A 24,767-nucleotide genomic window follows, 5' to 3' on the forward strand; every position below is an offset into this window, starting at 1 on the left:
TACCAACTCCAAACCACCGCCACCACTATCTGCTCAGATCGTCAATCCCAACTTCCCCCAGCAACCGCGTAGAACCTTTTTTTGCCGGTACGGCGACAATTTCCGGCCGCGGACAATTTTTGCCATACGCCGGTGACAAAAATTGTCATGCGGAAAGAATAAAGCTGACAAAAAATGGCGTTGGCATGGGCTTTTGATGTCTCCACGATAACGATTCCGCATGGAAACGAGCTGGCACGGCGGTTGCATACAGTAAGGGCAGAAACAAAGCAGCACCCGGACATGCAGTACCCCTTTCAACGCCGTACCAAAAACTGGAGAGATACCATGAAAGCACCGAAAATGATCAAGAAGGCCCAGGCCGGTTTCACCCTGATCGAACTGATGATCGTCGTCGCGATCATCGGTATCCTGGCCGCCGTCGCCATCCCGCAGTACACCAACTACATGTCGCGCACCAAGGCCGCTGCCGCCATCGCCGAACTGGCTTCGGTGAAGACCGCCATCGCCGCCTGCTTCCAGGAAAAGAACAGCCTGACCGGTTGCTCGGCAGGTTCGGAAGGCATCCCGACCCCGGCCGTCACCAAGAACATCACCGAAGTGACCTCGATCACCGACGGCATCATCACCGTCACCACCGGCGCGACCGCCTCCGACGGCACCGCCCTGACCATCGTCGACACCCCGACCATGCCGGAAGGCGCCGCCAACATGCTGTGGACCAACTCCGGTACCACCTGCGACGCGACCCGCGGCTTCAAGGAAGGTGCAGGCGACTGCCAGCCGGCCGCCCAGTAATCGCTGAGCTCGCTGAGCTGAACGGCGCTGCCGATGAGGCGGCGCCCCGAAACTACCCCAACTCGTTGGGGTATTTTTTTATCAGGACATTGCTGGATTCGGAGGAAATCGTGAAGACAATGCAGAGAGCACGGCCCCGCGAGCAGGGCTTCACGCTGATTGAATTGATGATCGTCGTCGCGATCATCGGCATCCTCGCAGCGGTCGCGATTCCCCAGTATTCGGACTACGTCTCGCGTACCAGGGCGGCCGGCGCCGCGGCGGAACTGTCCGGCGTACGCAACGCGATCGCGATGTGCCGCCAGGAACTGGGAACGGCCACTGGCTGCGACGCCGGCGCCTACGGCATCCCGACGCCCTCCCTGAGCGCGAACATCGTCAGCGTCGAGTCGATCACCGACGGCGTCATTAGCGTGACCACCGGCGCCACCGCCAACGATGGCAGCCATCTGACGATCATCGACACGCCCAGCATCGCCGACGGGTCGGCAGGCATGTCCTGGGTGAACAGCGGCACCACCTGCGATGCGACCCGCGGCTTCAAGCCCGGCATCGGCGACTGCCCCTGATCTGCACAACCTGCGGCTTCGTCAGACGATGTTCTGGCGATCCGCCAGCAGGACCTCGTAGGTCAGGTTTTGCAGCATGGTGTAGTGGACCGGATCGAGGTCCAGGAATTCGACACCGTAAGCAAAGAATTCCGCCCCATCCGCGTCGCGGCGCAGCGCGTTGACGTTGCGTACCGCGGCCCGCGTCCTCACCTGCACGTCCTCGTCGCCCAGCGGCGACGGCAGGCCGAACTCCACCATGATCTCGCCGCCGCCCTCCGGCAGGCTGCCCTGCGACTCGATGCGCGCGCCGCTGACGCTGATGTTGGCGAGCGTGCAGCCGACCCCGGGGGCATTCCCCCGTTCCGGCAAGACCTGGGCCGGGATATCGACCTTGACCCGCATCGCCGTGCGCAGGCTGGTGCCCTGGATCGCATCGGGGAAGGACAGGTGGACGTAGAGCAGGGGACGGTCGAACACCCGCTGCACCGTGCAGGCGAAAGAGCACACGTTCACGCCGGAGAAGACGCGGATCGTGATCCGCTCGCCTTCGACCAGGCCGACCGGGATGCCGTTTTCCAGCGGCACCTTGACGATCAGGTATTCATCCTTGACGTAGCCGATCAGCGTCGAAAAATACTGCATCGGCTTGATGCGCCGGTAAGTGATGAACTGGAGCCGTACACCGACCTGCAGGTTCATCGACTCGAATGTGAATTCCTTTGGCGCGAGTTCCCGTTCTGTCTGGCTGCTGTTCATCGTCAAATTCTGTGTTTCCGTAAGTCATGGATCATAGCATCTGTATAACTTATCTCCAAAAATTGACGAAAAAAATGCCCGCACGGAGCGGGCATTGTGTGGCGCGGATGCGATTCAGGGCTTGATGTGCTGGTCGAGCCAGCCGATGACGGTGTGGTGCCACAGGACCGAGTTGGCCGGCTTCAGCACCCAGTGGTTCTCGTCCGGGAACACCAGCAGCTTGCTTTCGATGCCGCGGCGTTGCAGGGCGGTAAAGGTCGACAGGCCCTGGGTGGTCGGGATGCGGAAGTCCTTGTCGCCTTGTACCACCAGCATCGGGGTCTTCCACTTGTTCACGTGCAGGACCGGGTTGAAGCGCTCGTGCTTTTCCGGCACCGAGAAATACGGGCCGCCGTTTTCCCAGTCGGTGAACCACTGTTCCTCGGTCGAGTAGGCCATGCCGCGGGTGTCGAACACGCCGTCGTGGTTGACGATGCACTTGAAGCCGTCCGGCCAGTTACCCTCGATCCAGTTCATCATGTAGCCGCCGTAGGACGCGCCCAGCGCGCACGCCTTCGAGCGGTCCAGCCAGGGGTACTTGGCGACGGCCGCCGCCAGGCCCTTTTTCAGGTCCTCGAGCGGCTTGCCGCCCCAGTCGCCGCTGATGGCATCGGTGAACTTCTGGCCGTAGCCGGTGGAGCCGTGGAAGTCGATGAACACGGTGGCGTAGCCGGCGCCCGCATACACCTGCGGATTCCAGCGGTAGCTCCAGCCGTTGCCGAAGCTGCCCTGCGGGCCGCCGTGCACCAGGAAGGCGATCGGGTATTTCTTGCCCGGTTCATAGTTCCAAGGCTTCATCACGTGGCCATAGACGGTGTCGCCGTTCGCGCCCTTGAACGAGAACTGCTCGTACTCGCCCCAGCGCACGTCGCCCAGCTTGTCGGTGTTCACGTCGGTCAGCCGGACCGGATTGCCGGTGCCGAGCTTCATCGCATACAACTGCGCGCCGGACGCCAGGCTGGCCTGGGTGAAGGCGACGGTGTCGCCGCGCACGTCGAAGCCGCCGATCGAGCCCTTGTTCGTCAACGGCGTCACCTTGCCGCTGGAAGCGTCGATCGAGAACAGCTTGTGCTGGCCGATGTCTTCGGCGTCCACGACCAGCGCCTTGCCGTCGCGGGTCCACTGCAGGCTGCCCGGCGAGCGGTCCCAGCTCTCGGCGATGTTGCGCTTCTTGCCAGTGGCCAGGTCGAGCAGCACGATGTGGTAGCGGTCGGCTTCGAAGCCCGGACGCGTCATCGACAGGTAGGCCAGGGTGCGGCCGTCCGGCGAGAACACGCCCTTGGTGTCCCAGGCTTTATTGTCCGCGGTCAGATTCTTCGGTTGTCCGCCGCTGGCCGGCACGGCGTACAGGTCGAAGTTGGTCGACCAGGCTTCGGTCTTGCCGGCGATGCGCACCGAGAACACGACGGTCTTGCCGTCCGGGCTGAACTGGAATTCCTCGCGGTCGCCGAAGGGTTTCGAGGGCACGTCGCCGTCCAGCGAGCCGGACAGGCTGACCGGCGCGCCGCTCACGCGGCCGTTGGCGTCGAGCGGCGCCGAGTACAGCACGGCGTTGCGGCCGTCGGCCCAGGTATCCCAGTGGCGCACGAACAGGCGGTCGTAGACCTGGCCGGTGGCCTTGTCCTTTTCCTTCGCCTCGGCCTTGGCCTTGGTGCAGGCGAGGTCCGGGCAATCGCGGAACACCGACAGGCTGATCGCGATGCGGTCACCGGTAGGCGAGACGCGGTAGGCGTCGACGTCGATCGGCAGGTCGCTCACCTTGACCGGATCGCCGCCGTCCGGCGACACGCGCCAGACTTGGGACGAACCCGAGCGGGCGGACAGGAAATAGATGGCGTCGCCAGCGGCCGACCATTCCGGATCGGTGCTGCTGGCGGCATCCGAGGTCAGGCGCTGCGGCTTCGGGTTGGCGGCGCGCAGGTCGACCAGCCAGAGATCGGTATGGCCCTTGTTCTTCGCCATGTCGGTGTTGCGCACCGTATAGACGACACGGGTGCCGTCGGGCGACACCGCCGGCGTGCCGACGCGCTCCATCGATACCAGGTCTTCGACCGTGAAACCGCGCCCGGTGGTGGCGGCCGCGGCTGCTGCTGCCGTCGGCGCCATGGTGACGGCGCTCGTGGCGAAGGTCGCGGCAACGGTGGCTGCCAGCGCTAGCATGCGTACTTTCATCCTGTCCTCGTGCTTTGTAGTGCAAATGAAAGACAGCAATTTAACACGGGGAAAGGCTGCTGGGTTGTCGGGAGATTTTCTGTCGGAAAACTTTACAGAACAATCGTTCCTTGAAAAGTGTAAATATATAAGTTTATGAAAATCATGAAAATTTTCTTCTTGGCATGACAATTGCTTATTTTTATTTGTCCAAAACTTTTATATAAAAATATCATGAACAAATTTGCACGTATTGCCTTCGTTGCTGCTGCTTTGCTCGGCTCGCAGTCCCAGGCGCTGGCTGGGGTGATCAACTTCGAGGATAACGGCAACAACGTTTACTGGGTGCCAACTGTCAGCTCCGGTGGCTTTGTCGCCACTGAAAACACGAGCGAATGGGGCATGTCTCCCCTTGGCACCAATTTCGCCGTCGATGGGTCGGGCCCGACCAATGGCACGATCCACCTCGACAGCTGGACGAACGGCGGTTCGAACAGCGTCTGGACTCTGAGCAAGCAGGGCGGCGGCGTGTTCAGCCTGCAAGGCTTCGATTTCGCCAACGGTTATATGTATGCCATGTACGATACGGTGTCGTCGCTTACCCTGACCGGCATCAAGGCCGACAACAGCACCGTTACCCAGACCTTCGCGATCAGCCAGCGTGAATTCCAGACGCTGGCGGTGTCCTCCAGCTTCACCAACCTGACCAGCGTTCGCTTCGACGCTTTCGGTGCAAACAACCGTGCGGCTTACGACAATATCGTCGTGGACCAGCCGAGCAAGGTGCCGGAGCCGGCAAGCCTGGCCCTGCTGGGTCTGGGTCTGGCCGGTGTCGCCGCTGCCCGCCGCAAGGCCGCGAAATAAGCAGCGCCTGCCTGATGAACGAAGCCCGCGAACATGCGGGCTTTTTTTCGGGGCCGGTCTCAGATCGCAGCCGTCCAATCTCCCGACTTGCCCCCATGCTTCTCCAGCACCCGCACATTGGTCATGACCATGCCGCGGTCCGCCGCCTTGCACATGTCATATATAGTGAGCAAGCCGACCTGCACGGCGGCCAGCGCCTCCATCTCGACCCCGGTCTTGCCGACCGTCTCGACCTGCGCCCGGCAGTGCACGGAATTCGCCCCCGCATCGACCTCGAAATCGACGGCAACCCGGGTGATCGGCAAGGGGTGACACAAGGGCACCAGGTCGCTGGTCCGTTTCGCCCCCATGATCGCCGCGATGCGCGCAATCCCCAGCACATCGCCCTTCTTGGCCGAACCGGACTGGATCAGCGCCAGGGTTTCCGGCTTCATGCGGATGGTGCCGGCGGCGACGGCGATGCGGTGGGTGTCCTGCTTGGCGCCGACGTCGACCATGTGGGCCTGGCCGGTGGCGTCGAAGTGGGTCAGCGGCGAATCCTGGGAACTCATTGTTGTAATCGTATCTTAAGAGAAAGTTAAGCGGCCGGCAGCCCGGCCGTGACAAGGCTGCGGAAGCGGGTATGATAGCACCGTGAAATCGACCCCGAATCCAGCGATGTTGCAGCTTTCACCACCCGGAAACCGCCGACGCCACTGGCGCTCCCTGATCACGGCCGCGTCCCTTGCCGCGTCCGCCACCTTCGCATTGGCGGCGCCGACCGTGCCGGTCCTGCACGCGCCCACGGACAGCAGCCTGCCCACGCTCGGCGATGCCGCGCGCGCCGACCTGTCTCCCGTCATCGAGCGCAAGCTCGGCGAGGAGATCATGAACGACATCCGGCGCGACCGCGACTACCTCGATGACGACGCCATCGTCGAATACCTGAACAATTTCGGCGAGAACCTGGTTTCCTTCGCGCCGGGCGCGCGCGGCGAGACGAATGCCGATTTCTTCTTCTTCGCCGTGCGCGATCCGATGATCAACGCGTTCGCGCTGCCGGGCGGCTTCATCGGCGTGCATTCGCAGCTCTTGATCGCGGCGCAGAACGAGTCCGAGCTGGCCTCGGTGCTCTCGCACGAGATCGGCCACGTGCAGCAGCGCCACATCGCGCGCATGCTGGGGCAGCAGAAGCAGGATGCGCTGCTGCCGCTGGCGGCGCTGATCCTGGCGGCCCTGGTCGGCAAGGCCGGCGGCGGCGCCGATGCCGCGATGGGCGTGATGATGGGCGGGCAGGGCCTGGCCATCCAGCGCCAGCTGAATTTCAGCCGCGACGCCGAGCGCGAGGCCGACCGCGTGGGGTTCCAGACCATGCGCGCGGCCGGTTACGACACGTCCGGCATGGTGTCCTTCTTCAAGCGCCTGCAGGGCACGACCCGCCTGTATGGCGAAGCGCCGGCCTGGCTGTCCAGCCACCCGCTCACCGGCGAGCGCATCGCCGACATCCAGTCGCGCATCCGCGAGGCGCCCAAGCTCGGCCGCATCCGTCCGGACGCGATCGACTTCCACCTGGTGCGCGCGCGCGCCCGCGTGCTGCAGGACGAGAGCGCGAAAGGACGCGAGGATACCAGGGCGGCCTTCGAAACCCAGCTGAAACAGGACAACACCCAGCAGCAGACCGCCGCCATGTACGGCCTGTCCTTCCTCGCCCTCCGGCAGGGCGACCTGAAGGCGGCGCAGGGCTGGCTCGACAAGGCGAAGGCATCGATGAAGCCGCGTCCGGGCGTGCTGTCGGCCGAGCGCACCGGGCCGGACGGCGCGGCCATGTTCGCCAGCCTCGGCGTCGAGATCAAGCTGGCCCCGGGGCAGCCGCCGGAAGTGCTGGCCCAGGCGGTGCAGGAAGCCGAGCAGTCTCACCAGAAATTCCCGCTGTCGCGGATGCTGGCGCGCCAGTATGCCGACGCGATGATCGCCTCCGGCAAGCTCGAGCAGGCGGCGTCCTTCCTGCGCGACCAGGTCCAGCAGTACCGCGAAGAGCCCAAGCTCTACGACCAGCTGGCCAAGACCTATGCGGCCCAGGGCAAGATCGCGCTGCAGCACATGGCGCTGGCCGAGTCCTATGTCCTGAGCGGCGCGGTGCCGGCCGCGGTCGACCAGCTGAACATGGCGCGCAAGGCCCAGGACGTGTCCTTCTACGACCAGGCCGTGATCGACGCCCGCGAGCGCGAGCTGCAGCAGCGCCAGAAAGACGAGAAGCAGGACAAGAAGGACAAGGACAAATGGGCGGCCGGGCCGGATGGCGGGCCGAAGCTCAGGATCGAGACCAGCAGCGAGACCGTGCCGGCGTCGGGATTCGGCACGGGCCCGGCCTTCGGCCCCGGCGCCGTGCCCGGCAGCGCAAGAGGGACGTCGGGCGCGCCGATCGGCCGCGATCCCGGCCGGCTTACCGATCCTTTGCCATTGCGCAACCAGTGAAAGAATCTTTCATCTGGCTGCCAAAAATGAAAGATTATTTCTGAGCGACCAATAAATCCGGCCGCTGCACGAAACCGAAGCGCCGCGGCGCTTCCTCCGCTCCCAGCCGTTCCACCTCGATGACCCGGCCCTGCCAGCGCAGGGCCAGCCGGCCCGAGCTGCCTTCCAGCCAGGCCAGCAAGCCTTCGTCCACGACCGGCTTGCCGTCCAGTTCCATCGCCTGCAGCAGCTGGGCGACGTCGCGGTCGTCGAGCTGGGCCAGCTTGTCTCCGGCGCGCACGACGATGCTGCCGCTTTCCATCATGAATATCTCTTCCTGCGCCGGCATCGGCTCACCCGTGTGCAGGACCAGGCCCTGGGCCGGATCGGTGCGGGCGATGAAGGGCGTGGCTTCCAGGTTCACGTAGACCCGTTGCGGGCCGTTCTGGAAATACCAGCAGCCGCGCTCATCGACCTGGTAGTTGCGGTTGATGAAGCCGACCAGGGCGGCGTTGCCCAGTTTGTCGCCGGGCGCCTGGGCGCGCTGGGCCGTCTCGTCGCGCATGCGCCAGGTGCCGCGCGCATCGAGTGCCAGCCAGCCATAGCAGTGCGGCACGTTCGGCCACTTGGCCATTGCCTGTCTTACGATGTCGTCCATGCGTTCAAGCTTGGCATAGTCGGGACGCCGCCGGCGCGCGCGTGCGGTGTCCCCGTACTTCGTCGAAAAAGTGGAGGATGCGATGCGGCAGCCAGTCGATGCGTCCGGGGAAGGGGCCGACCGGGAAGCCGACGTGGCCGCCGGTGGCCGGATACTCCAGCGTGACCGATGCCGCGGCCGCCTGCGGCAGGTGGCGGCCCGGTAAAAACGGATCGTTGCGGGCGTTCAGCACCAGGGTCGGCACCGTGATGTCGTGCAGTACGTGTTTGGCGCTGGCGCGGTGCCAGTAGTCGTCGGTGTCGCGGTAGCCGTGCAGCGGCGCGGTGACGACGTTGTCGAAGCTGTACAGGTCCCTGGAGGCGAGCAGGGCGGCGCGGTCGAACAGGCCGGGAAAGCGTTCCAGCTTGGCCAGGGCCTTGGGCTTCAGCGTGTCCAGGAACATGCGCGTGTACAGGCGGTTGAAGCCGCTCGACAGGGCCGCGCCGCCGGCCGCCAGGTCGAGCGGGGCCGAGACGCTGACGGCCGCATCGACGATCTCGGCGCCGTGCTGCTGCTCGCCCAGCCAGCGCAGCAGGGCATTGCCGCCCAGCGAGACGCCGGCCACGTAGAAGGGGCCGGACATGCGCGGGCGCAGGCGGCGGATGATCCAGTCCAGCTCCTCGGCGTCGCCCGAGTGATAGAAGCGCGGCGCCAGGTTGGCTTCGCCCGAGCAGCCGCGGAAATGCGGGATCGCGCCATGCCAGCCGCGCGCCGCAACTAGCGCCATCAGGCTGCGCGCGTAATGGCTGTCCGACGAGCCTTCCAGGCCGTGGAACAGCACCACGCATGGCGCGCCGGGCCGGCCGTCGACGACATCGACGTCGATGAAATCCTGGCCGCAGGGCGTGTCCCAGCGCTCACGCCGGAAGGCGACCTCGGGCTTCCTGGCGCAGACGGCCGGATAGATCGTCTGCAGGTCGCCGCCGGGCAGCCAGAGCGGCGCGCGGTAGCCGGGCATGCCGGCGAACAGGTCGCTGCACTCGGCGCAGTAGCGGCTCATGGCCCGGCTGGCGCTGTAGGGATCAGTGGTGGGACAGGACGGTGCCCGGCTTCAGCTGGTACTGGGTGCCGCAGTACGGGCACTTGGCGTGGCCGTGGTGATCGAAATCCAGGAAGACGCGCGGGTGGGACGACCACAGCGGCATCGCCGGGTTCGGGCAGTAGGCCGGCAGGTCCTTGGCTTCCAGTTCCACCACAGGAATGGTCTTCTCGTTCATTTTTTGACTTCTCCGTCATTGCGAATTATTCGAAGCTGCGATTTTAACGGATTCGCACTGGTTGCCGGAATGGTCCGGTAGAATAGCGGGCCGAATACTGCCGTGTAGATGTTCTCCTTTCGATGTCCCATCGTCATCCCCCCGCTCTACCTCTGCCGTGCGCTCAATGTTGCAGGAAAGCGACATGAACCGGCCGCACCCCGACCCGCAGGCACAGGCACAGGCACAGGCACAGGCACAGGCCCAGGCCGACGCCGAGCGGCAAGCGGATGCGCGCGGCTGGCGCGAAGGTCTCCAGACCGGTTTCCCGACCCTGTTCGGCATCGCCGCCTGGGGCCTGGTGGTCGGGGTCGCGATGGTCAAGAGCGGCCTCACCGTGCCCCAGTCCGTCGGCATGACCCTGCTGGTGTTCGCCGGTTCCGCCCAGCTCGCCTCGCTGCCGCTGATCGCCGCCGCCGCCCCGGTCTGGGTGATCTTCCTGACCGCGCTGGTGGTCAACCTGCGCTTCGTGATCTTTTCCGCCCTGCTGGGACCGCATTTCTCGCGCCTGCCCGTGTGGAAGCGCTTCTACCTCGGCTATATCTCCGGCGACGTCTCGATCGCCCTGTTCCTGCAGCGTTACCCGGAGTCCAAACCCGAGCCCGGCAAACTGGGCTTCCTGAAGGGCCTGATGTATCCGAACTGGATCGCCTGGCAGGTCGGCTCGCTGATCGGCATCTTCCTCGGCAGCGCGGTGCCGACCGAATGGCAGCTCGGCTTTGCCGGCACGCTGGCCATCTTGTGCATCACGGTGCCCCTGATTATCAATAGCGCGGCCCTGTGCGGCGTGCTGGTGGCCGGCGTGACGGCGGTGCTGGCGCATGGCTTGCCGTATAAATTGGGACTGCTGGCGGCGGTGCTGGCCGGCATGTTCACCGCGATGGTGTACGAGGAGACGATGGAAAAACGCAAGGCCCCCCATGGCTGACTGGGAAATCTGGGTCGTGATCCTGGTGCTGTGCGTGGCCACGGCCTGTACCCGCAGCGCGTTCTGGCTGGTCGGCCACAAGATCACGATCCCGCCGCGGGTCCAGGAAATCCTGCGCTATGCGCCGGCCTGCGCGCTGGCGGCGATCGTCGTCCCCGACATGGTGCTGGGGCCGCAGGGCGAGGTGCAGCTGGCGCTGGCGAACCCGAAGCTGCTGGCCGGCCTGGCCGCGCTCGGCTTCTACCTGTGGCGCCGCGCGATGCTGCAGACCATCGTGTTTGGCATGCTGGTGCTGACACTGTTGCGTGTGTTTCATGTTTTCGGCAACATCGGCTAAGGTAAAATAACGTTTTTTCCACTATTTCTTCCGGATCCACGCTGACATGGCTGTCCTCAATTTCACCCGCTTGCAAGACCTGATCGACCAGGGCGCGCTGAAAGGCAAACGCGTCTTCATCCGCGCCGACCTCAACGTTCCCCAGGACGACGCCGGTAACATCACCGAAGACACCCGCGTGCGCGCCTCGGTGCCCGCGATCCGCGACGCCCTGCAGGCAGGCGCGGCCGTGATGGTGACTTCCCACCTCGGCCGCCCGACCGAGGGCGAATTCAAGCCGGAAGACAGCCTGGCGCCGGTCGCCAAGCGCCTGTCCGAGCTGCTGGGCCAGCCGGTCGAGCTGAAGCAGAACTGGGTGGACGGCGTGGACGTCGCGCCGGGCCAGGTCGTGCTGCTGGAAAACTGCCGCGTCAACAAGGGCGAAAAGAAAAACGACGATGCCCTGGCCCAGAAGATGGCCAGGCTGTGCGACGTCTATGTCAACGACGCCTTCGGCACCGCGCACCGCGCCGAAGCGACCACCCACGGCATCGCGAAATTCGCGCCCGTGGTCGCCGCCGGCCCGCTGCTGGCCGCCGAACTGGATGCGCTCGGTAAAGCGCTGCACGCGCCGCAGCGTCCGCTGCTGGCCATCGTCGCCGGCTCGAAGGTGTCGAGCAAGCTGACCATCCTGCAGAGCCTGGCCGACAAGGTCGACAACCTGATCGTCGGCGGCGGCATCGCCAACACCTTCATGAAGGCCGTCGGCCTGAACGTCGGCAAATCGCTGATGGAAGCCGAGCTGGTGAATGAAGCCAGGATCATCATCGACAAGATGGCCGCGCGCGGCGCGACCGTGCCGATCCCGGTGGACGTGGTGTGCGCGAAAGAGTTCTCGCCGACCGCCGCCGCCACCGTCAAGGACGTCAAGGATGTGGCTGACGACGACATGATCCTGGACATCGGCCCGAAAACGGCCGCTGCCCTGGCCCAGCAGATCGCCCAGGCCGGCACCATCGTCTGGAACGGCCCGGTCGGCGTGTTCGAGTTCGACCAGTTCGCCGAAGGCACCAAGACCCTGGCCACCGCCATCGCGCAGTCGAAGGGCTTTTCGATCGCCGGCGGCGGCGACACCCTGGCTGCCATCGCAAAATACAATATTGCCGACCAGATCGGCTATATCTCGACCGGCGGCGGCGCCTTCCTCGAGTTCCTCGAAGGGAAAACGCTGCCGGCGGTGGAGATCCTGCTGCAACGCAGCGCCAAGTAGAAGCTGAGAGTGAGACCCTAGCGCAGCCCAGGCTGCGCTTTTAATTGAAGGATAACCATGTACCGTGGCACCAAGATCGTAGCAACCATCGGCCCTGCGTCGACCGATTTCGACATTCTCGTCAAGATGATTCGCGCTGGCGTCGACGTCGTACGCCTGAATTTCTCGCATGGCCGGGCGCAGGACCATATCGATCGCGCTGCCCTGGTACGCCGCGCCGCCGCCGAGTGCGGCCGCGAAGTGGCGATCATGGCCGACATGCAGGGTCCGAAGATCCGCGTCGGTAAATTCGAAGAAGGCAAGATCTTCCTGAACAACGGCGATCCCTTCATCCTGGATGCCAAATGGGGCGAGAACGGCGAGCTGGGCAACCAGGAACGCGTCGGCCTCGACTACAAGGCCCTGCCGCGCGACGTCAAGCCGGGCGACAAGCTGCTGCTGAACGACGGCCTGATCGTGCTGGTCGTCGACAAGGTGGTCGGCAACGAGATCTACACCACGACCAAGGTCGGCGGCGAACTGTCGAACAACAAGGGCATCAACCGCCAGGGCGGCGGCCTGACCGCGCCGGCCCTGACCTCGAAGGACATGGAAGACATCAAGACCGCGATGAGCTTCCAGGCCGACTACCTGGCGATTTCCTTCCCGAAGAGCGCCACCGACATGGAAATGGCGCGCCAGTTGGCCAACATCGCCGGCGAGCCGTTCGGCCACAAGCCGATGATGATCGCGAAGATCGAGCGCGCCGAAGCGATTCCGGTGCTGCAGGAAATCCTCGACGCCTCGGACGGCATCATGGTCGCCCGCGGCGACCTGGCGGTCGAAGTCGGCAACGCGGCCGTGCCGGCGCTGCAGAAGCGCATGATCCGCATGGCGCGCGAATCGAACAAGCTGGCGATCACCGCGACCCAGATGATGGAGTCGATGATCGTCAACGCCGTGCCGACCCGCGCCGAAGTGTCGGACGTGGCCAACGCCGTGCTGGACGGCACCGACGCCGTGATGACGTCGGCCGAGACCGCATCGGGCAAGTACCCGATCGAGACCGTCGAGATGATGTCGGCGATCTGCGTCGAAGCCGAGCAGTCCGAGTACAACAAGCTGGAAGCCGACTTCCTGAACGTGCAGTTCACCCGCATCGACCAGTCGATCGCCTACGGCACCCTGTTCACCGCCCACCACCTGCGCGTGAAGGCGATCGTGGCGCTGACCGAATCGGGCTCGACCGCGCTGTGGATGAGCCGTCACTCGATCGACACCCCGATCTTCGCATTGACCCCGTCGCAGACCACGCAGCGCAAGGCTTCGCTGTACCGCAACGTGCGCGCCTTCCACCTGATGCAGGAAGGCGGCAGCCATGCCGTGCTGCGTAAAGCCGAGGAACTCCTCATGCGCGAAGGCGTCGTACGCAAGGGCGACCTGATCGTCGTGACCTGGGGTTCGCCGATGGGACAGGCCGGCGGCACCAACGCGCTCAAGATCGTGCGTGTTGGCGATGCCGAGAATTTTTTGAAGGAATCCTCGTAACACCGTCGCTCACGCGCTAAACCGTCGTTCCCGCGAAGGCGGGAACCCAAGTTCGATGCGCTGACGATACGCGAGCAAACTTGGGCCTCCGCCTTCGCGGGGGCGACGGTAGTAATTCGCGGGGGCGACGACGGGAGGGTTCCACACAGGTTTTTTAATTGTATGGAGCAAAACCATGGCACTCGTATCAATGCGTCAACTGCTGGACCACGCCGCCGAACACGGCTATGGCCTGCCGGCGTTTAACGTCAACAACCTGGAACAGGTCCAGGCCATCATGGCCGCGGCCGACGCCACCAACAGCCCGGTGATCATGCAGGCATCGGCCGGCGCCCGCAAATATGCCGGCGAAGCCTTCCTGCGCCACCTGATCGACGCCGCCGTCGAAGCCTACCCGCACATCCCGGTCGTCATGCACCAGGACCACGGCCAGTCGCCGGCGGTCTGCATGGCCGCGATCCGTTCGGGCTTCACCTCGGTGATGATGGACGGTTCGCTGGAAGCCGATGGCAAATCGGTCGCTTCCTACGAGTACAACGTCGAGGTGTCGAAGGAAGTCGTGAAGTTCGCGCACTCGATCGGCGTCACGGTCGAGGCTGAACTGGGCGTGCTCGGTTCGCTGGAAACCATGAAGGGCGACAAGGAAGACGGCCACGGCGCGGACGGCACCATGACCCGCGAACAGCTGCTGACCGACGTGGCCCAGGCCGCCGACTTCGTCGCGAAAACCCAGTGCGACGCGCTGGCGATCGCGATCGGCACCTCGCACGGCGCCTACAAATTCACCCGCAAGCCGACCGGCGACATCCTGGCCATCGACCGCATCAAGGAAATCCACGCCCGCATCCCGAACACCCACCTGGTGATGCACGGTTCGTCCTCGGTGCCGCAGGAGCTGCTGGCGATCATCCGCGAATTCGGCGGCGACATGAAGGAAACCTATGGCGTGCCGGTCGAAGAGATCCAGGAAGGCATCAAGCACGGCGTCCGCAAGATCAATATCGACACCGACATCCGCCTGGCGATGACGGCCGCGATCCGCAAGTACCTGTTCGAGAATCCGTCGAAGTTCGACCCGCGCGACTACCTGAAGCCGGCCCGCGAAGCCGCCACCCAGATCTGCAAGGCGCGCTACATTTCCTTCGGCTGCGAAGGCATGGCGTCGAAGATCAAGCCGATCCCGCTGGACAAGATGGCGGAGCGCTACAAGGCTGGCGAGCTGGCGCAGATCGTCCAGTAAAAAGTAATGCAGTAACCCGTAGCCCGCAGCCTAAAGACCGTCATCCCCGCGCAGGCGGGGATCCAAGTTCGTGGCATACCAGGCAAACTTGGGCCCCCGCCTTCGCGGGGGCGACGGTGGCAATTCGCAGGTTCGCGGCCGTTATGCGGCAGCGCGTCAAAAATGACGTAAAATGTTGCACTCCTCACCGGCGACCCCCGCCGGTTTCGCTTTATCAAGATACTCCCCTCTATGAAAAGCCTCTACCAATCCACTATCTCCTCCCTGCCACTGCTCGGCCGCGGCAAGGTCCGTGACAACTATGCCGTCGGCGACGACAAGATCCTGATCGTCACCACCGACCGCCTGTCGGCCTTCGACGTCGTGATGAACGAGCCGATCCCCGGCAAGGGCATGGTGCTGAACCAGATGAGCGACTTCTGGTTCGAAAAACTCGGCCACATCGTGCCGAACCACCTGACCGGCGTGGCGCCGGAATCCGTGGTGGCGCCCGAGGAAGTGGATCAGGTCAAGGGGCGCGCCGTGGTCGCCAAGCGCCTGAAGCCGATCCTGGTCGAGGCCGTGGTGCGCGGCTACATCATCGGTTCCGGCTGGAAGGACTACCAGGCCACCGGCGCCATCTGCGGCATCCACCTGCCGGCCGGCCTGCGCCAGGCCGACAAGCTGCCCGAGCCGCTGTTCACCCCGGCCGCCAAGGCCGAGTTGGGCGAGCACGACGAGAACATCAGCTACGAAGAGATGGAACACCGCATCGGCATCGAACTGGCCGAGAAGATCCGCGACGTCAGCATCAAGCTGTACAGCGCCGCCGCCGAGTACGCGGCCACGCGCGGCATCATCATCGCCGACACCAAGTTCGAGTTCGGCCTCGACGACCATGGCGTCCTGCACCTGATGGACGAAGTCCTGACCGCCGATTCCTCGCGCTTCTGGCCGGCGGATTCCTACGCCCCGGACATGTCGCCGCCATCCTTCGACAAGCAGTTCGTGCGCGACTACCTGGAAACCCTGAAGGACTGGAACAAGACCCCGCCGGCGCCGCCGCTGCCGCAGGACGTCATCGACAAGACCCAGGCCAAGTACTTCGAGGCCATCGAACGCCTGACCGGCGAAAAGCTGAAGGTCTGAGATGGCGGAGCAGAACAAACCCGTCGTCGGCGTCATCATGGGTTCCAATTCCGATTGGGACGTGATGCAGCACGCGGTCGCCATCCTGAAGCAGTTCGGCGTGCCGCATGAAGCGCAAGTGATCTCGGCCCACCGCATGCCGGACGAGATGTTCGCCTATGCCGAGAGCGCACGTGGCCGCGGCCTGCGCGCCATCATCGCCGGCGCCGGCGGCGCGGCCCACCTGCCGGGCATGGTGGCCGCCAAGACCATCGTGCCGGTGCTGGGCGTGCCGGTCCCGTCGCGCTACCTGCGCGGCGAAGACTCGCTGCTGTCGATCGTGCAGATGCCGAAGGGCGTGCCGGTGTCGACCTTCGCCATCGGCGAAGCCGGCGCCGCCAACGCGGCCCTGACCGCGGTGGCCATGCTGGCCGCCACCGACGATGCGCTGGCCGCGCAGCTGGAAGACTTCCGCGCCAGGCAAACCGCGGCCGCCAAGGCCATGACCCTTCCGCTCGAATGATGAGTAAGGACGCAATGAAACCCATGCTGCCCGCCGCCAACCCGTCCACCTGGCTGGGCGTGATGGGCGGCGGCCAGCTCGGACGCATGTTTGCCCAGGCCGCACAGGCCATGGGCTACAAGGTGGCCGTGCTCGAACCCGCGGCCGATTGCCCGGCAGGTCAGGTGGCCGAGCAGCTGGTCGAAGCCGGCTACACGGACGCGGCGGGCCTGGACGCGCTGGCGGCCCGATGCGCCGCCGTCACCACCGAGTTCGAGAACGTCCCGGCCGACAGCCTGTCGCGGCTGGCGCAGAAGGTCTTCGTGGCGCCGGACGCCCACGGCGTGTCGGTGGCCCAGGACCGCATCGCCGAGAAATCCTTCTTCGTCTCCTGCGCGGGCAAATCCGGCGTGATGCCGGCGCCGCACAAGGTGATCGCCACGCTGCAGGACATCGACGCCATCGCCGACGAGCTGCTGCCCGGGATCCTGAAGACCGTGCGCATGGGCTACGACGGCAAGGGCCAGGTGCGCGTGCGCACCCGCGAGGACGTGCGCGCGGCCTTCGAGTCCATGGGCCGGGTGACCTGCCTGCTGGAGAAGATGCTGCCGCTGGCCTACGAGGTATCGGTGCTGACCGCGCGCGGTCACGACGGCGCCTCGGTCGTGTATCCGATCGCCGAGAACGTCCACCGCGACGGCATCCTGTTCACGACCACCGTGCCGGGCCCGAACGTGTCGCCCGAGTGCGCGCGCAAGGCGCAGGATGCGGCGCGCGCCATCGTCGCCGAACTCGCTTATGTCGGCGTGCTGTGCATCGAATTCTTCGTGCTGGCGGACGGTTCGCTGGTCGTCAACGAGATGGCCCCGCGTCCGCACAACAGCGGCCACTACACCATCGACGCCTGCGTCACCAGCCAGTTCGCGCAGCAGGTGAGGGCGATGGCGCGCCTGCCGCTGGGCGACGTGCGCCAGCATTCCCCGGCCGTCATGCTGAACATCCTGGGCGATGTCTGGTTCGATGGCGACAGCAATGCCGCCCGCGAACCGGCCTGGGACCAGGTGCTGGCCCTGCCGGGCGCCAACCTGCACCTGTACGGCAAGGACGATCCGCGCCGCGGCCGCAAGATGGGCCACGTGACCTTCGTCGCGCCGACCCTGGCCGAGGCGCAGCGCCAGTTCGAGGCCGCCTGCGCCATCCTGGGGATCGTATTGTGATCCAGCAGCAAGCGATGGAAGCGGACCAGGCGACGATCGAGGCCGCCGCGCGCGCGCTCGAAGCGGGCAGCCTGGTCGCCTTTCCCACCGAGACCGTGTACGGCCTGGGCGCCGACGCCGAGAATCCGGCGGCGGTGGCGGCCATCTACGCCGCCAAGGGCCGCCCGCAGGACCACCCGGTGATCGTGCACGTGGCGCCGGGCGCCAGCCTCGATTACTGGTGCGCCGACATCCCGTCCGAGGCGCGCCAGCTGGCCGATGCCTTCTGGCCCGGCCCGCTGACCATGATCCTGAAGCGCGCGCCGGACATTCCCGATGCCGTCTCCGGCGGCCAGGACACGGTCGGCATCCGCTGCCCCTCGCACCCGGTCGCGATCCGCCTGCTGCAAGCCTTCAAGGGCGGCAGGGGAGGCGTGGCCGCGCCTTCCGCCAACAAGTTCGGCCACGTCAGCCCGACCACGGCCCAGCACGTACGGGATGAATTCGGCGACGAACTCGGCAACGGCGGACGCATCGCCGCGGTGCTGGACGGCGGCCAGAGCGAGGTCGGGATCGAATCGACCATCGTCGACCTGTCGCGCCTGGCCACGCACGGCCCGGTGCTGCTGCGCCCCGGCCACATCTCGGCCGAGGCGATCGCCGCCGTGATCGACCAGCTGCCGGCCCGTCCGGATGCGGCCGCCCCGCGCGCTTCCGGCACGCTCGAATCGCATTACGCGCCGCATACTCCGGTCGCGATGCAGGACACGGCTACCCTGGCCGCCACCCTGGAGCGCCTGCATGCTGCCGGCCGCAAGGTCGCACTGATCCACTATTCGCCGCTGCCGCCGGTACACGCCGAGGTCGCGCTGCCGGCCACGCCGGAAGGCTTCGCCCACGCGCTGTACGCGGCGCTGCGCGCGATGGACGGCGCCGGCGCCGACCTGATCCTGGTCGAAGCCCCGCCGCAGGACGGCGCCTGGCTGGGCGTCAACGACCGCCTGCGCCGCGCCGCGCATGGGTCGACCGGGATCGTGCACGGGCTGATAAACAACACTACCGAGCTCTGATACAAACGAAACCTTCTCAAAAACGCATGCACAGTGCATGCTTTCGGGAAACTGGATAGCGCGCGTTACCCGCGTTTTCCCACCGTCGTCCCCGCGCAGGCGGGGACCCAAGTTCTGTTCGCATTTCGATAGCGCACGCAAACTTGGGTCCCCGCCTTCGCGGGGACGACGTTTTTGTTCCGCAAGTTAGCAATTTGTCTCGTTTGTCAGAAGGTAATCCATGCGTCCGTTTTCCACCCGGGTCCTCAGCATCGGCCTGGGACTCCTGCTTGCCGCTTGCAGCGGCGGCACCACGACCGGCGGCACCCCGGTCGGCGTCACCAATCCCGCTCCCTTGCCCGCGCCGGTGCGCGGCAGCCTCGTCGGCCAGGCCGCGTCGGTTGCCGTCAACGTCGGCGGCGCCAGCCTCAGCACCCTGTCGCCTTCCGTGCTGGCCGGCTTCCTCGAATCGGCCCAGACCGGTACCCTGGCCGTGGCCGGCCAGCCGCAGTGCGCGGTCTCGGTGTACCGCGTGCACTACAACACCGTCGGCGGCGCCGGCGAAGCGACCGATGCCAGCGCGGCCATCTTCGTGCCGACCGGCAGCGGCGCCTCGTGCAGCAATTCGCGGCCGGTACTGCTGTATGCCCACGGCACCTCGCTGCAGAAGTCCTATGACATGGCCGACATCGCCAACAACACCGAAGCGCGCCTGGCCGCCGCCGTGTTCGCGGCCCAGGGCTTCATCGTGGTCGCGCCCAATTACGCCGGCTACGGCGGTTCCTCGCTCGGCTACCATCCCTACCTCGACCGGATCCAGGAAGCGGCCGACATGATCGACGGCCTGCGCGCGGCGCGCAGCAGTTTCAACGCGATCGGCGTGCGCGATTCCGGCAAGCTGATGGTCACCGGTTATTCGCAGGGCGGTTTCGTGGCGCTGGCGACCCAGCGCGCCATGCAGGACCTGGGCAATGCCGAGTTCACGCTCACCGCCGCGGCCGGCATGTCGGGTCCGTATGCGATCGCCCGCTTCGGCGACGACCTGTTCGGCGGCGCCCCGCGCGATGGCGCCACCATCATCGTGCCGACCATCATCAACGCGGCCCAGCACGCCAGCGCGGCGATCTACCGCACGCCGGCCGACGTCTACGAGGCGCAATATGCCGCCACCATCGTCGACCTGGTGCCGGGCATCCTCGGCAGCAGCGAACTGGTCAGCCAGGGCAAGCTGCCGGCGGCCAGCCTGTTCGCGGCCGACTCGATGCCGCAGGCGCCGGGCTCGGCCCAGTACTTCGGCGCCAACAACCTGATCCGCAGCGATTACCGCGCCGCCTACCTGGCGGACATGGCGGCCCATCCCTGCGACCAGAACGCGGCCACGCCGCTGAACTGCGTCCCCGAACAAGGCCTGCGTAAATGGCTGGTGCGCAACGACCTGCGCAGCTACCTGCCGGCCGCGCCGACCCTGCTGTGCGGCGGTCACGACGACCCGGTCGTGCCGTACTTCAATACCACGGCGGCGTCCTCGTATTTCCGTGCGCGCGGCGCGGCGATCACCGAGCTCGACATCGACGATACGCCCAGCCTGGACGATCCCTTCCGCACCGCGAAAGCCGGCTTCGTGGCGGCCAGGACGCTCCTGCGCACCGCAAATGGCGACGGAGCCGTGACGTCCAGCTACCACGCCGGCCTGGTGGCACCTTTCTGCATGGCCGCAACGCGCGATTATTTCCAGTCTTTACTGGCTCGTTGAAAGGCGACAATACATTTTTTACATATGAGAAGCTCAGCAGCGTTGCTATAATCGCCGGCGCTGCCGGCCCCCATCCGTACCGTGTTGCAAATAGTGTTGCCCTACACGATACAAAGGCTTTTCCGCTATACAACCAAGCTGAACACTGGCATATTAGTTGTGTTACGAATAGCACGGGCGTTCGTTTCAAAGCAAAGAAAAAACCTCATCTAGGAGACACAATGCGTAAGACCTCTTTCGCGCTCGCACTGCTGACCGCAGCCGTTCTGACCGCCTGCGGTGGTAACGGCCCAAGCGCCGGCGACCAGACGCCCAAGACCAAATTCAGCAGCCAGATCACCTTCGGCGACAGCCTCTCCGACGTCGGCACCTATGCCGTCGGCGGCGTCGCAGCCATGGGTGGCGGCCAGTACACGATCAATGGCAACAATACCGCGATCAGCCCTGAGCTGACCGGCAAGAACTACACCCAGCTGATCGCTGCCCAGCTCGGCCTGCCGGCGCCGTGCGCCGCCCAGACCGGCCTGGAAGGCACCGCCGCCGCCGGCTTCTCGGTGCCGGTGACCGATCATCCGGAATGCTTCAACTACGCCCAGGGCGGCGCCCGCGTGACCGATCCTCACGGTCCGGGCAACAAGTTCTTCGATGCGCCGGGCGCGGTGTCGCTGGGCCAGATGACCGTGCCGGTCGTGACCCAGATCAGCAACCACCTGGCGAAGGTCGGCGGCAAGTTCAAGGGCGACGAGCTGGTCATCGTGATGGCTGGCGGTAACGACGTGCTCGAGCAGCTGGGCGAATTCTCGAGGGGCGCGACCGCTGCCGGCGGTACGGCGCTGGCCACCAGCCTGGTGACCCAGCTGGCGCCGGGCACCACCGACCCGGCCGCCGGCGCCGCCGCCATCACGGCAGCGATCCAGGCCGAAGTCGCCAAGAAGAGCGCGTCCGACGTCATCATCAAGGCAGCGATCACCGCTGCCGTCATGAATGGCAACACCGCTGCGGCCGCCAACGCGACCACGATCGGCACCACCGCCGGCGCCGCCGCACTGGCAGCTGCCGGAAAGTACCAGACCGACAACGCTCCGCTGCTGGTCAAGGCCCTGGCCACCGCCGGCGCCGAGCTGGGTGCTTACGTCGAGAAGATGATCGTCGCCAAGGGCGCGAACTATGTGGTCGTGAACAACCTGCCGGACGTGTCGATCTCGCCGTCCGCCAAGGCGCAGTCGGCCGATACCCAGAAGCTGATCCAGGCCATGGTCGCCAACTTCAACGACCAGCTCAAGGCTGCCGTTGGCAACGATCCGAAGGTGCTGTACGTCGACCTGGCTGCGATCAGCCGCGACCAGTCGGTCAACCCGACCCCGTATGGCCTGACCAACACCACCACCCCGGCTTGCGACCTGAGCCCGGCCAAGAATCCGCTCGGTTCTTCGCTGGTCTGCAACAAGAATAACCTGATCGCTGGCGACGTCAGCCACTACATGTTCGCCGACTCCGTGCACCCGACCCCGTTCGAGTACTCGCTGATCGCGCGTTATGTGCTGGAACAGATGACTGTCAAAGGCTGGCTGTAATTTTCACGAACAAGAATCAGGAGAAAACATGAAAGTACGTATCAATGTCGTGAAAGTGCTGGTCGCAGCAGGTACCTTGGCAGTCGCAACCGGCGCCGCGGCGCAGTCGAAGGGCCAGTTCACCGTGTCAGTGGGCGCGAACATGCTGAAGCCGCACGTCGAGAGCGGCGCCATCTCGGCGCCTGCACTGCCGAACTCGCTGGGCGATATCGACAAGGACACCCAGCCGGTGGCCGTCATCACCTACGGCCTGACCGACAACATCTCGGTCGAGACCGCGATCGGCACCCCGTACAAGCACAAGATCCATGGCGCCGGCGCCATCGAAGGCACCGGCCAGCTGGGCACGGCGGAAGCCATGCCGGCGATCGCGCTGTTGCAGTACCGCTTCTTCGAGCCGAACGCGATGATCCGTCCGTTCGTCGGCCTGGGCGTGACCTATGCGATGTTCCGGAAGGAAACCGGCTCGTTCCCGATGACCGCGCTGACCAACCCGGGCGGCGGCACCCCGACCACGTTCAGCATCGACAACAAGTGGACCTATTCGGGCCAGGTCGGCCTGCAGTTCAACGTCAACGAGAAATGGTTCGCCAACGCGGCCTACATCAAGACCAAGCTGAGCACCGACGTGCACTTCTCGACCGGCCAGCGCCAGCACATGAAGCTGGATCCGGACTCGTTCATCCTGTCGGTCGGCTACAAGTTCTGAGCCGCCTGCAGGCATGAAAAAACCCCGCCTCGGCGGGGTTTTTTTTCGCCTGCGTGCGGATCAGAACGCGGCGATGCCGGTCTGCGCACGGCCCAGGATCAGGGCGTGGATGTCGTGCGTGCCTTCGTAGGTGTTGACCACCTCGAGGTTGACCATGTGGCGGATGATGCCGAACTCGTCCGAGATGCCATTACCGCCGAGCATGTCGCGCGCGACACGGGCGATGTCCAGCGACTTGCCGCAGGAATTGCGCTTCATGATCGAGGTGATCTCGACCGCGGCGGTGCCCTCGTCCTTCATGCGGCCCAGGCGCAGGCAGCCCTGCAGGCCCAGCGTGATCTCGGTCTGCATGTCGGCCAGTTTCTTTTGCACCAGCTGGTTGGCGGCCAGCGGCTTGCCGAACTGCTTGCGGTCCAGCACGTACTGGCGCGCGGTGTGCCAGCAGTCTTCCGCCGCGCCCAGCGCGCCCCAGGCGATGCCGTAGCGGGCCGAGTTCAGGCAGGTGAACGGACCCTTCAGGCCGCGCACGTCCGGGAAGGCGTTTTCTTCCGGGCAGAACACTTCGTCCATGACGATTTCGCCGGTGACCGAGGCGCGCAGGCCGAACTTGCCGTGGATCGCCGGCGCACTTAAACCTTTCCAGCCTTTTTCCAGCACGAAGCCGCGGATCGCGCCTTCGTCGTCCTTGGCCCAGACCACGAACACGTCCGCTACCGGGGAGTTGGTGATCCACATCTTCGAGCCGCTGATGGAGTATCCGCCGTCGACCTTGCGCGCGCGCGTGACCATCGAGGCCGGGTCGGAGCCGTGGTTCGGCTCGGTCAGGCCGAAGCAGCCGATCCATTCGCCGGTGGCCAGCTTCGGCAGGTATTTCCGTTTGGTTTCTTCATTGCCGAACTCGTAGATCGGCACCATCACCAGCGAGGATTGCACGCTCATCATCGAGCGGTAGCCGGAATCGACGCGCTCGACTTCGCGCGCGATCAGGCCGTATGACACGTAGTTCAGGCCCGGGCCGCCATACTGTTCGGGAATGGTCGGGCCCAGCAGGCCGAGTTCTCCCATTTCGCGGAAGATGGACGTGTCCATCGTCTCGTGCCGGAAGGCTTCGAGGATGCGCGGCTTCAGCTTGTCCTGGCAATACGCGGCGGCGGCATCGCGCACCATGCGCTCTTCGTCGTTCAGCTGCTCGTTCAGCAGCAGCGGGTCATCCCAATGGAACTGGGCTTTGCGGGGCGAATCGGAACGGCTCATGGGACTCCTGTCTCAGAAGAATCTTGTTGGATGGGGATGGTCTGCGCCATCCGTGCCTGGACATTATAGAAATCCCGCCTTGGCCTTGCTTTTCAAATGGCGACAGTGATTTTCACTTTCGTCACAGGAATTGACCCTACGTCGCAGGAATTGAGCCGTCACTAACCACCGGGGTCAGAGTCCTGACGGAAAAACCGGACTCTGACCCCTCTACGTCGAGCCGAATTTGCCGCCGTGGAAGATCAGCGCCGGCTGGGCATGGACCGCGCATTCCTCGACTTCGCCGACGAAGATCACGTGGTCGCCTTCCGGATAGCGGCTGCGGTTATGGCATTCGAACCAGGCGGCCACGCCTTTCAAGATGGGCTGGCCGGTGCGCGAGAGTTCGTAGTCGGTGCTGGCGAAAGGGTCTGCGCCACGGCGCGAAAAGCGCCGCGCCAGCTCTTCCTGGCCGGCGGACAGGACGTTGATCACGTAGTGCGAATTGCCGGTGAAGATGGGCATGCTGTTGGCCGCGTTGGACAGGCTCCACAGCACCAGCGGCGGTTCCAGCGAGACGGAATTGAAGGAGCTGGCGGTCAATCCGCGGAAACTGCCATCGGACAGGCGGGTCGTAATGACGGTGACGCCGGTCGCAAACTGGGACAGGGCCTGGCGGAAATGCGCGGAATCGAAACCGCGCTCGGTGGCGCGGGGAGAGCTGGTGTTCATTTTCGCCATTATGCCATCAATGGCATCGCGCCCCGGGGCCGCTTCGGCAGCGGATATGCACAGGAGGGCGCTTTCGGTTACAGTGA

The 24,767-nt window shown here is 65.2% G+C and carries 25 protein-coding genes; 17 read left to right on the top strand and 8 right to left on the bottom strand.

Annotation, left to right across the window (positions count from 1 at the left end):
• The 3 genes from AC3A6M_RS23545 to AC3A6M_RS23555 all read left to right on the top strand — a co-directional run.
• On the top strand, positions 1 to 197 hold a 197-nt coding region (locus tag AC3A6M_RS23545; RefSeq protein WP_487855149.1), incomplete at its 5' end, for a hypothetical protein.
• 145 nt (positions 198 to 342) lie between these two features.
• Complete coding sequence (locus AC3A6M_RS23550; RefSeq protein ID WP_487855194.1) at positions 343 to 798, top strand: pilin; 456 nt, start codon at positions 343 to 345, stop codon at positions 796 to 798.
• Positions 799 to 917: 119 nt separating this feature from the next.
• Positions 918 to 1,367 (top strand): pilin, encoded by a 450-nt coding sequence (locus AC3A6M_RS23555; protein ID WP_487855150.1) that lies wholly within the window; start codon positions 918 to 920, stop codon positions 1,365 to 1,367.
• 21 nt (positions 1,368 to 1,388) lie between these two features.
• Here AC3A6M_RS23555 and AC3A6M_RS23560 read toward each other — a convergent pair whose 3' ends face one another.
• Positions 1,389 to 2,105: a flagellar brake protein gene (locus AC3A6M_RS23560; protein ID WP_487855151.1), complete on the bottom strand. Its 717-nt coding sequence runs from the start codon at positions 2,103 to 2,105 to the stop codon at positions 1,389 to 1,391.
• 114 nt (positions 2,106 to 2,219) lie between these two features.
• Positions 2,220 to 4,304, bottom strand: coding sequence for a S9 family peptidase (locus AC3A6M_RS23565; protein ID WP_487855152.1), 2,085 nt, complete (start codon positions 4,302 to 4,304; stop codon positions 2,220 to 2,222).
• Between the two features lie 225 nt (positions 4,305 to 4,529).
• On the opposite strand from AC3A6M_RS23565, the gene AC3A6M_RS23570 reads away from it, so the two are divergent.
• The gene (locus AC3A6M_RS23570) at positions 4,530 to 5,159 is read left to right on the top strand and encodes a PEP-CTERM sorting domain-containing protein (RefSeq protein WP_487855153.1); all 630 of its coding nucleotides are present in this window, start codon (positions 4,530 to 4,532) and stop codon (positions 5,157 to 5,159) included.
• A 59-nt stretch (positions 5,160 to 5,218) separates the two neighbouring features.
• Here AC3A6M_RS23570 and moaC read toward each other — a convergent pair whose 3' ends face one another.
• Complete coding sequence (moaC, locus tag AC3A6M_RS23575; protein ID WP_487855154.1) at positions 5,219 to 5,710, bottom strand: cyclic pyranopterin monophosphate synthase MoaC; 492 nt, start codon at positions 5,708 to 5,710, stop codon at positions 5,219 to 5,221.
• A 106-nt stretch (positions 5,711 to 5,816) separates the two neighbouring features.
• Between moaC and AC3A6M_RS23580 the strand changes: the two genes are divergently transcribed.
• Complete coding sequence (locus tag AC3A6M_RS23580; protein ID WP_487855195.1) at positions 5,817 to 7,613, top strand: M48 family metalloprotease; 1,797 nt, start codon at positions 5,817 to 5,819, stop codon at positions 7,611 to 7,613.
• A gap of 34 nt (positions 7,614 to 7,647) precedes the next feature.
• Here the strand turns inward: AC3A6M_RS23580 and AC3A6M_RS23585 are convergent, their stop codons facing one another.
• The 3 genes from AC3A6M_RS23585 to AC3A6M_RS23595 are packed head-to-tail and all read right to left on the bottom strand — an operon-like array spanning position 7,648 to position 9,506.
• Entirely contained in the window at positions 7,648 to 8,250 is a 603-nt protein-coding gene (locus AC3A6M_RS23585; protein WP_487855155.1) for a DUF2946 family protein, read from the bottom strand.
• Positions 8,251 to 8,254: 4 nt separating this feature from the next.
• On the bottom strand, positions 8,255 to 9,289 hold the full coding sequence (locus AC3A6M_RS23590; protein ID WP_487855156.1) for a YheT family hydrolase: 1,035 nt from the start codon (positions 9,287 to 9,289) through the stop codon (positions 8,255 to 8,257).
• A 22-nt stretch (positions 9,290 to 9,311) separates the two neighbouring features.
• Complete coding sequence (locus AC3A6M_RS23595) at positions 9,312 to 9,506, bottom strand: zinc-finger domain-containing protein (protein WP_052234051.1); 195 nt, start codon at positions 9,504 to 9,506, stop codon at positions 9,312 to 9,314.
• Positions 9,507 to 9,690: 184 nt separating this feature from the next.
• Here AC3A6M_RS23595 and AC3A6M_RS23600 point away from each other — a divergent pair, with 184 nt between their 5' ends.
• The 12 genes from AC3A6M_RS23600 to AC3A6M_RS23655 all read left to right on the top strand — a co-directional run bounded on the left by AC3A6M_RS23600 (position 9,691) and on the right by AC3A6M_RS23655 (position 22,716).
• Positions 9,691 to 10,473, top strand: a complete 783-nt coding sequence (locus AC3A6M_RS23600; RefSeq protein WP_487855157.1) for an AzlC family ABC transporter permease — start codon at positions 9,691 to 9,693, stop codon at positions 10,471 to 10,473.
• The gene (locus tag AC3A6M_RS23605; RefSeq protein WP_487855158.1) at positions 10,466 to 10,810 is read left to right on the top strand and encodes an AzlD domain-containing protein; all 345 of its coding nucleotides are present in this window, start codon (positions 10,466 to 10,468) and stop codon (positions 10,808 to 10,810) included. Before AC3A6M_RS23600 ends, AC3A6M_RS23605 begins: the two co-directional genes overlap by 8 nt.
• Positions 10,811 to 10,856: 46 nt before the next feature.
• On the top strand, positions 10,857 to 12,059 hold the full coding sequence (locus tag AC3A6M_RS23610) for a phosphoglycerate kinase (protein WP_487855159.1): 1,203 nt from the start codon (positions 10,857 to 10,859) through the stop codon (positions 12,057 to 12,059).
• 57 nt (positions 12,060 to 12,116) lie between these two features.
• Complete coding sequence (pyk, locus tag AC3A6M_RS23615) at positions 12,117 to 13,586, top strand: pyruvate kinase (RefSeq protein WP_487855160.1); 1,470 nt, start codon at positions 12,117 to 12,119, stop codon at positions 13,584 to 13,586.
• Positions 13,587 to 13,761: 175 nt separating this feature from the next.
• Complete coding sequence (gene fba / locus AC3A6M_RS23620; protein ID WP_487855161.1) at positions 13,762 to 14,826, top strand: class II fructose-bisphosphate aldolase; 1,065 nt, start codon at positions 13,762 to 13,764, stop codon at positions 14,824 to 14,826.
• Between the two features lie 231 nt (positions 14,827 to 15,057).
• A complete protein-coding gene (locus AC3A6M_RS23625; protein WP_487855162.1) occupies positions 15,058 to 15,954 on the top strand; it encodes a phosphoribosylaminoimidazolesuccinocarboxamide synthase in 897 nt (298 codons plus the stop codon).
• A 1-nt stretch (position 15,955) separates the two neighbouring features.
• Complete coding sequence (purE, locus tag AC3A6M_RS23630; RefSeq protein WP_487855163.1) at positions 15,956 to 16,456, top strand: 5-(carboxyamino)imidazole ribonucleotide mutase; 501 nt, start codon at positions 15,956 to 15,958, stop codon at positions 16,454 to 16,456.
• A 14-nt stretch (positions 16,457 to 16,470) separates the two neighbouring features.
• A complete protein-coding gene (locus AC3A6M_RS23635; protein WP_487855164.1) occupies positions 16,471 to 17,652 on the top strand; it encodes a 5-(carboxyamino)imidazole ribonucleotide synthase in 1,182 nt (393 codons plus the stop codon).
• A gap of 14 nt (positions 17,653 to 17,666) precedes the next feature.
• Positions 17,667 to 18,701 carry an L-threonylcarbamoyladenylate synthase gene (locus AC3A6M_RS23640; protein ID WP_487855196.1) on the top strand — a complete coding sequence of 345 codons (1,035 nt, stop codon included), beginning with the start codon at positions 17,667 to 17,669 and terminating at the stop codon, positions 18,699 to 18,701.
• Positions 18,702 to 18,921: 220 nt separating this feature from the next.
• Positions 18,922 to 20,433, top strand: a complete 1,512-nt coding sequence (locus tag AC3A6M_RS23645; RefSeq protein ID WP_487855165.1) for an alpha/beta hydrolase family protein — start codon at positions 18,922 to 18,924, stop codon at positions 20,431 to 20,433.
• A 221-nt stretch (positions 20,434 to 20,654) separates the two neighbouring features.
• Entirely contained in the window at positions 20,655 to 22,007 is a 1,353-nt protein-coding gene (locus tag AC3A6M_RS23650; RefSeq protein ID WP_487855166.1) for an SGNH/GDSL hydrolase family protein, read from the top strand.
• 28 nt (positions 22,008 to 22,035) lie between these two features.
• On the top strand, positions 22,036 to 22,716 hold the full coding sequence (locus AC3A6M_RS23655) for an OmpW/AlkL family protein (RefSeq protein ID WP_487855167.1): 681 nt from the start codon (positions 22,036 to 22,038) through the stop codon (positions 22,714 to 22,716).
• Between the two features lie 60 nt (positions 22,717 to 22,776).
• Here AC3A6M_RS23655 and AC3A6M_RS23660 read toward each other — a convergent pair whose 3' ends face one another.
• Both AC3A6M_RS23660 and AC3A6M_RS23665 read right to left on the bottom strand, forming a co-directional pair.
• Positions 22,777 to 23,970: an acyl-CoA dehydrogenase gene (locus AC3A6M_RS23660; protein ID WP_487855168.1), complete on the bottom strand. Its 1,194-nt coding sequence runs from the start codon at positions 23,968 to 23,970 to the stop codon at positions 22,777 to 22,779.
• A 210-nt stretch (positions 23,971 to 24,180) separates the two neighbouring features.
• Entirely contained in the window at positions 24,181 to 24,681 is a 501-nt protein-coding gene (locus tag AC3A6M_RS23665; RefSeq protein ID WP_487855169.1) for a flavin reductase family protein, read from the bottom strand.
• Positions 24,682 to 24,767 lie beyond the last annotated feature (86 nt).

The sequence above is a fragment of the Telluria sp. Soil_C_11 genome (assembly GCF_057657395.1).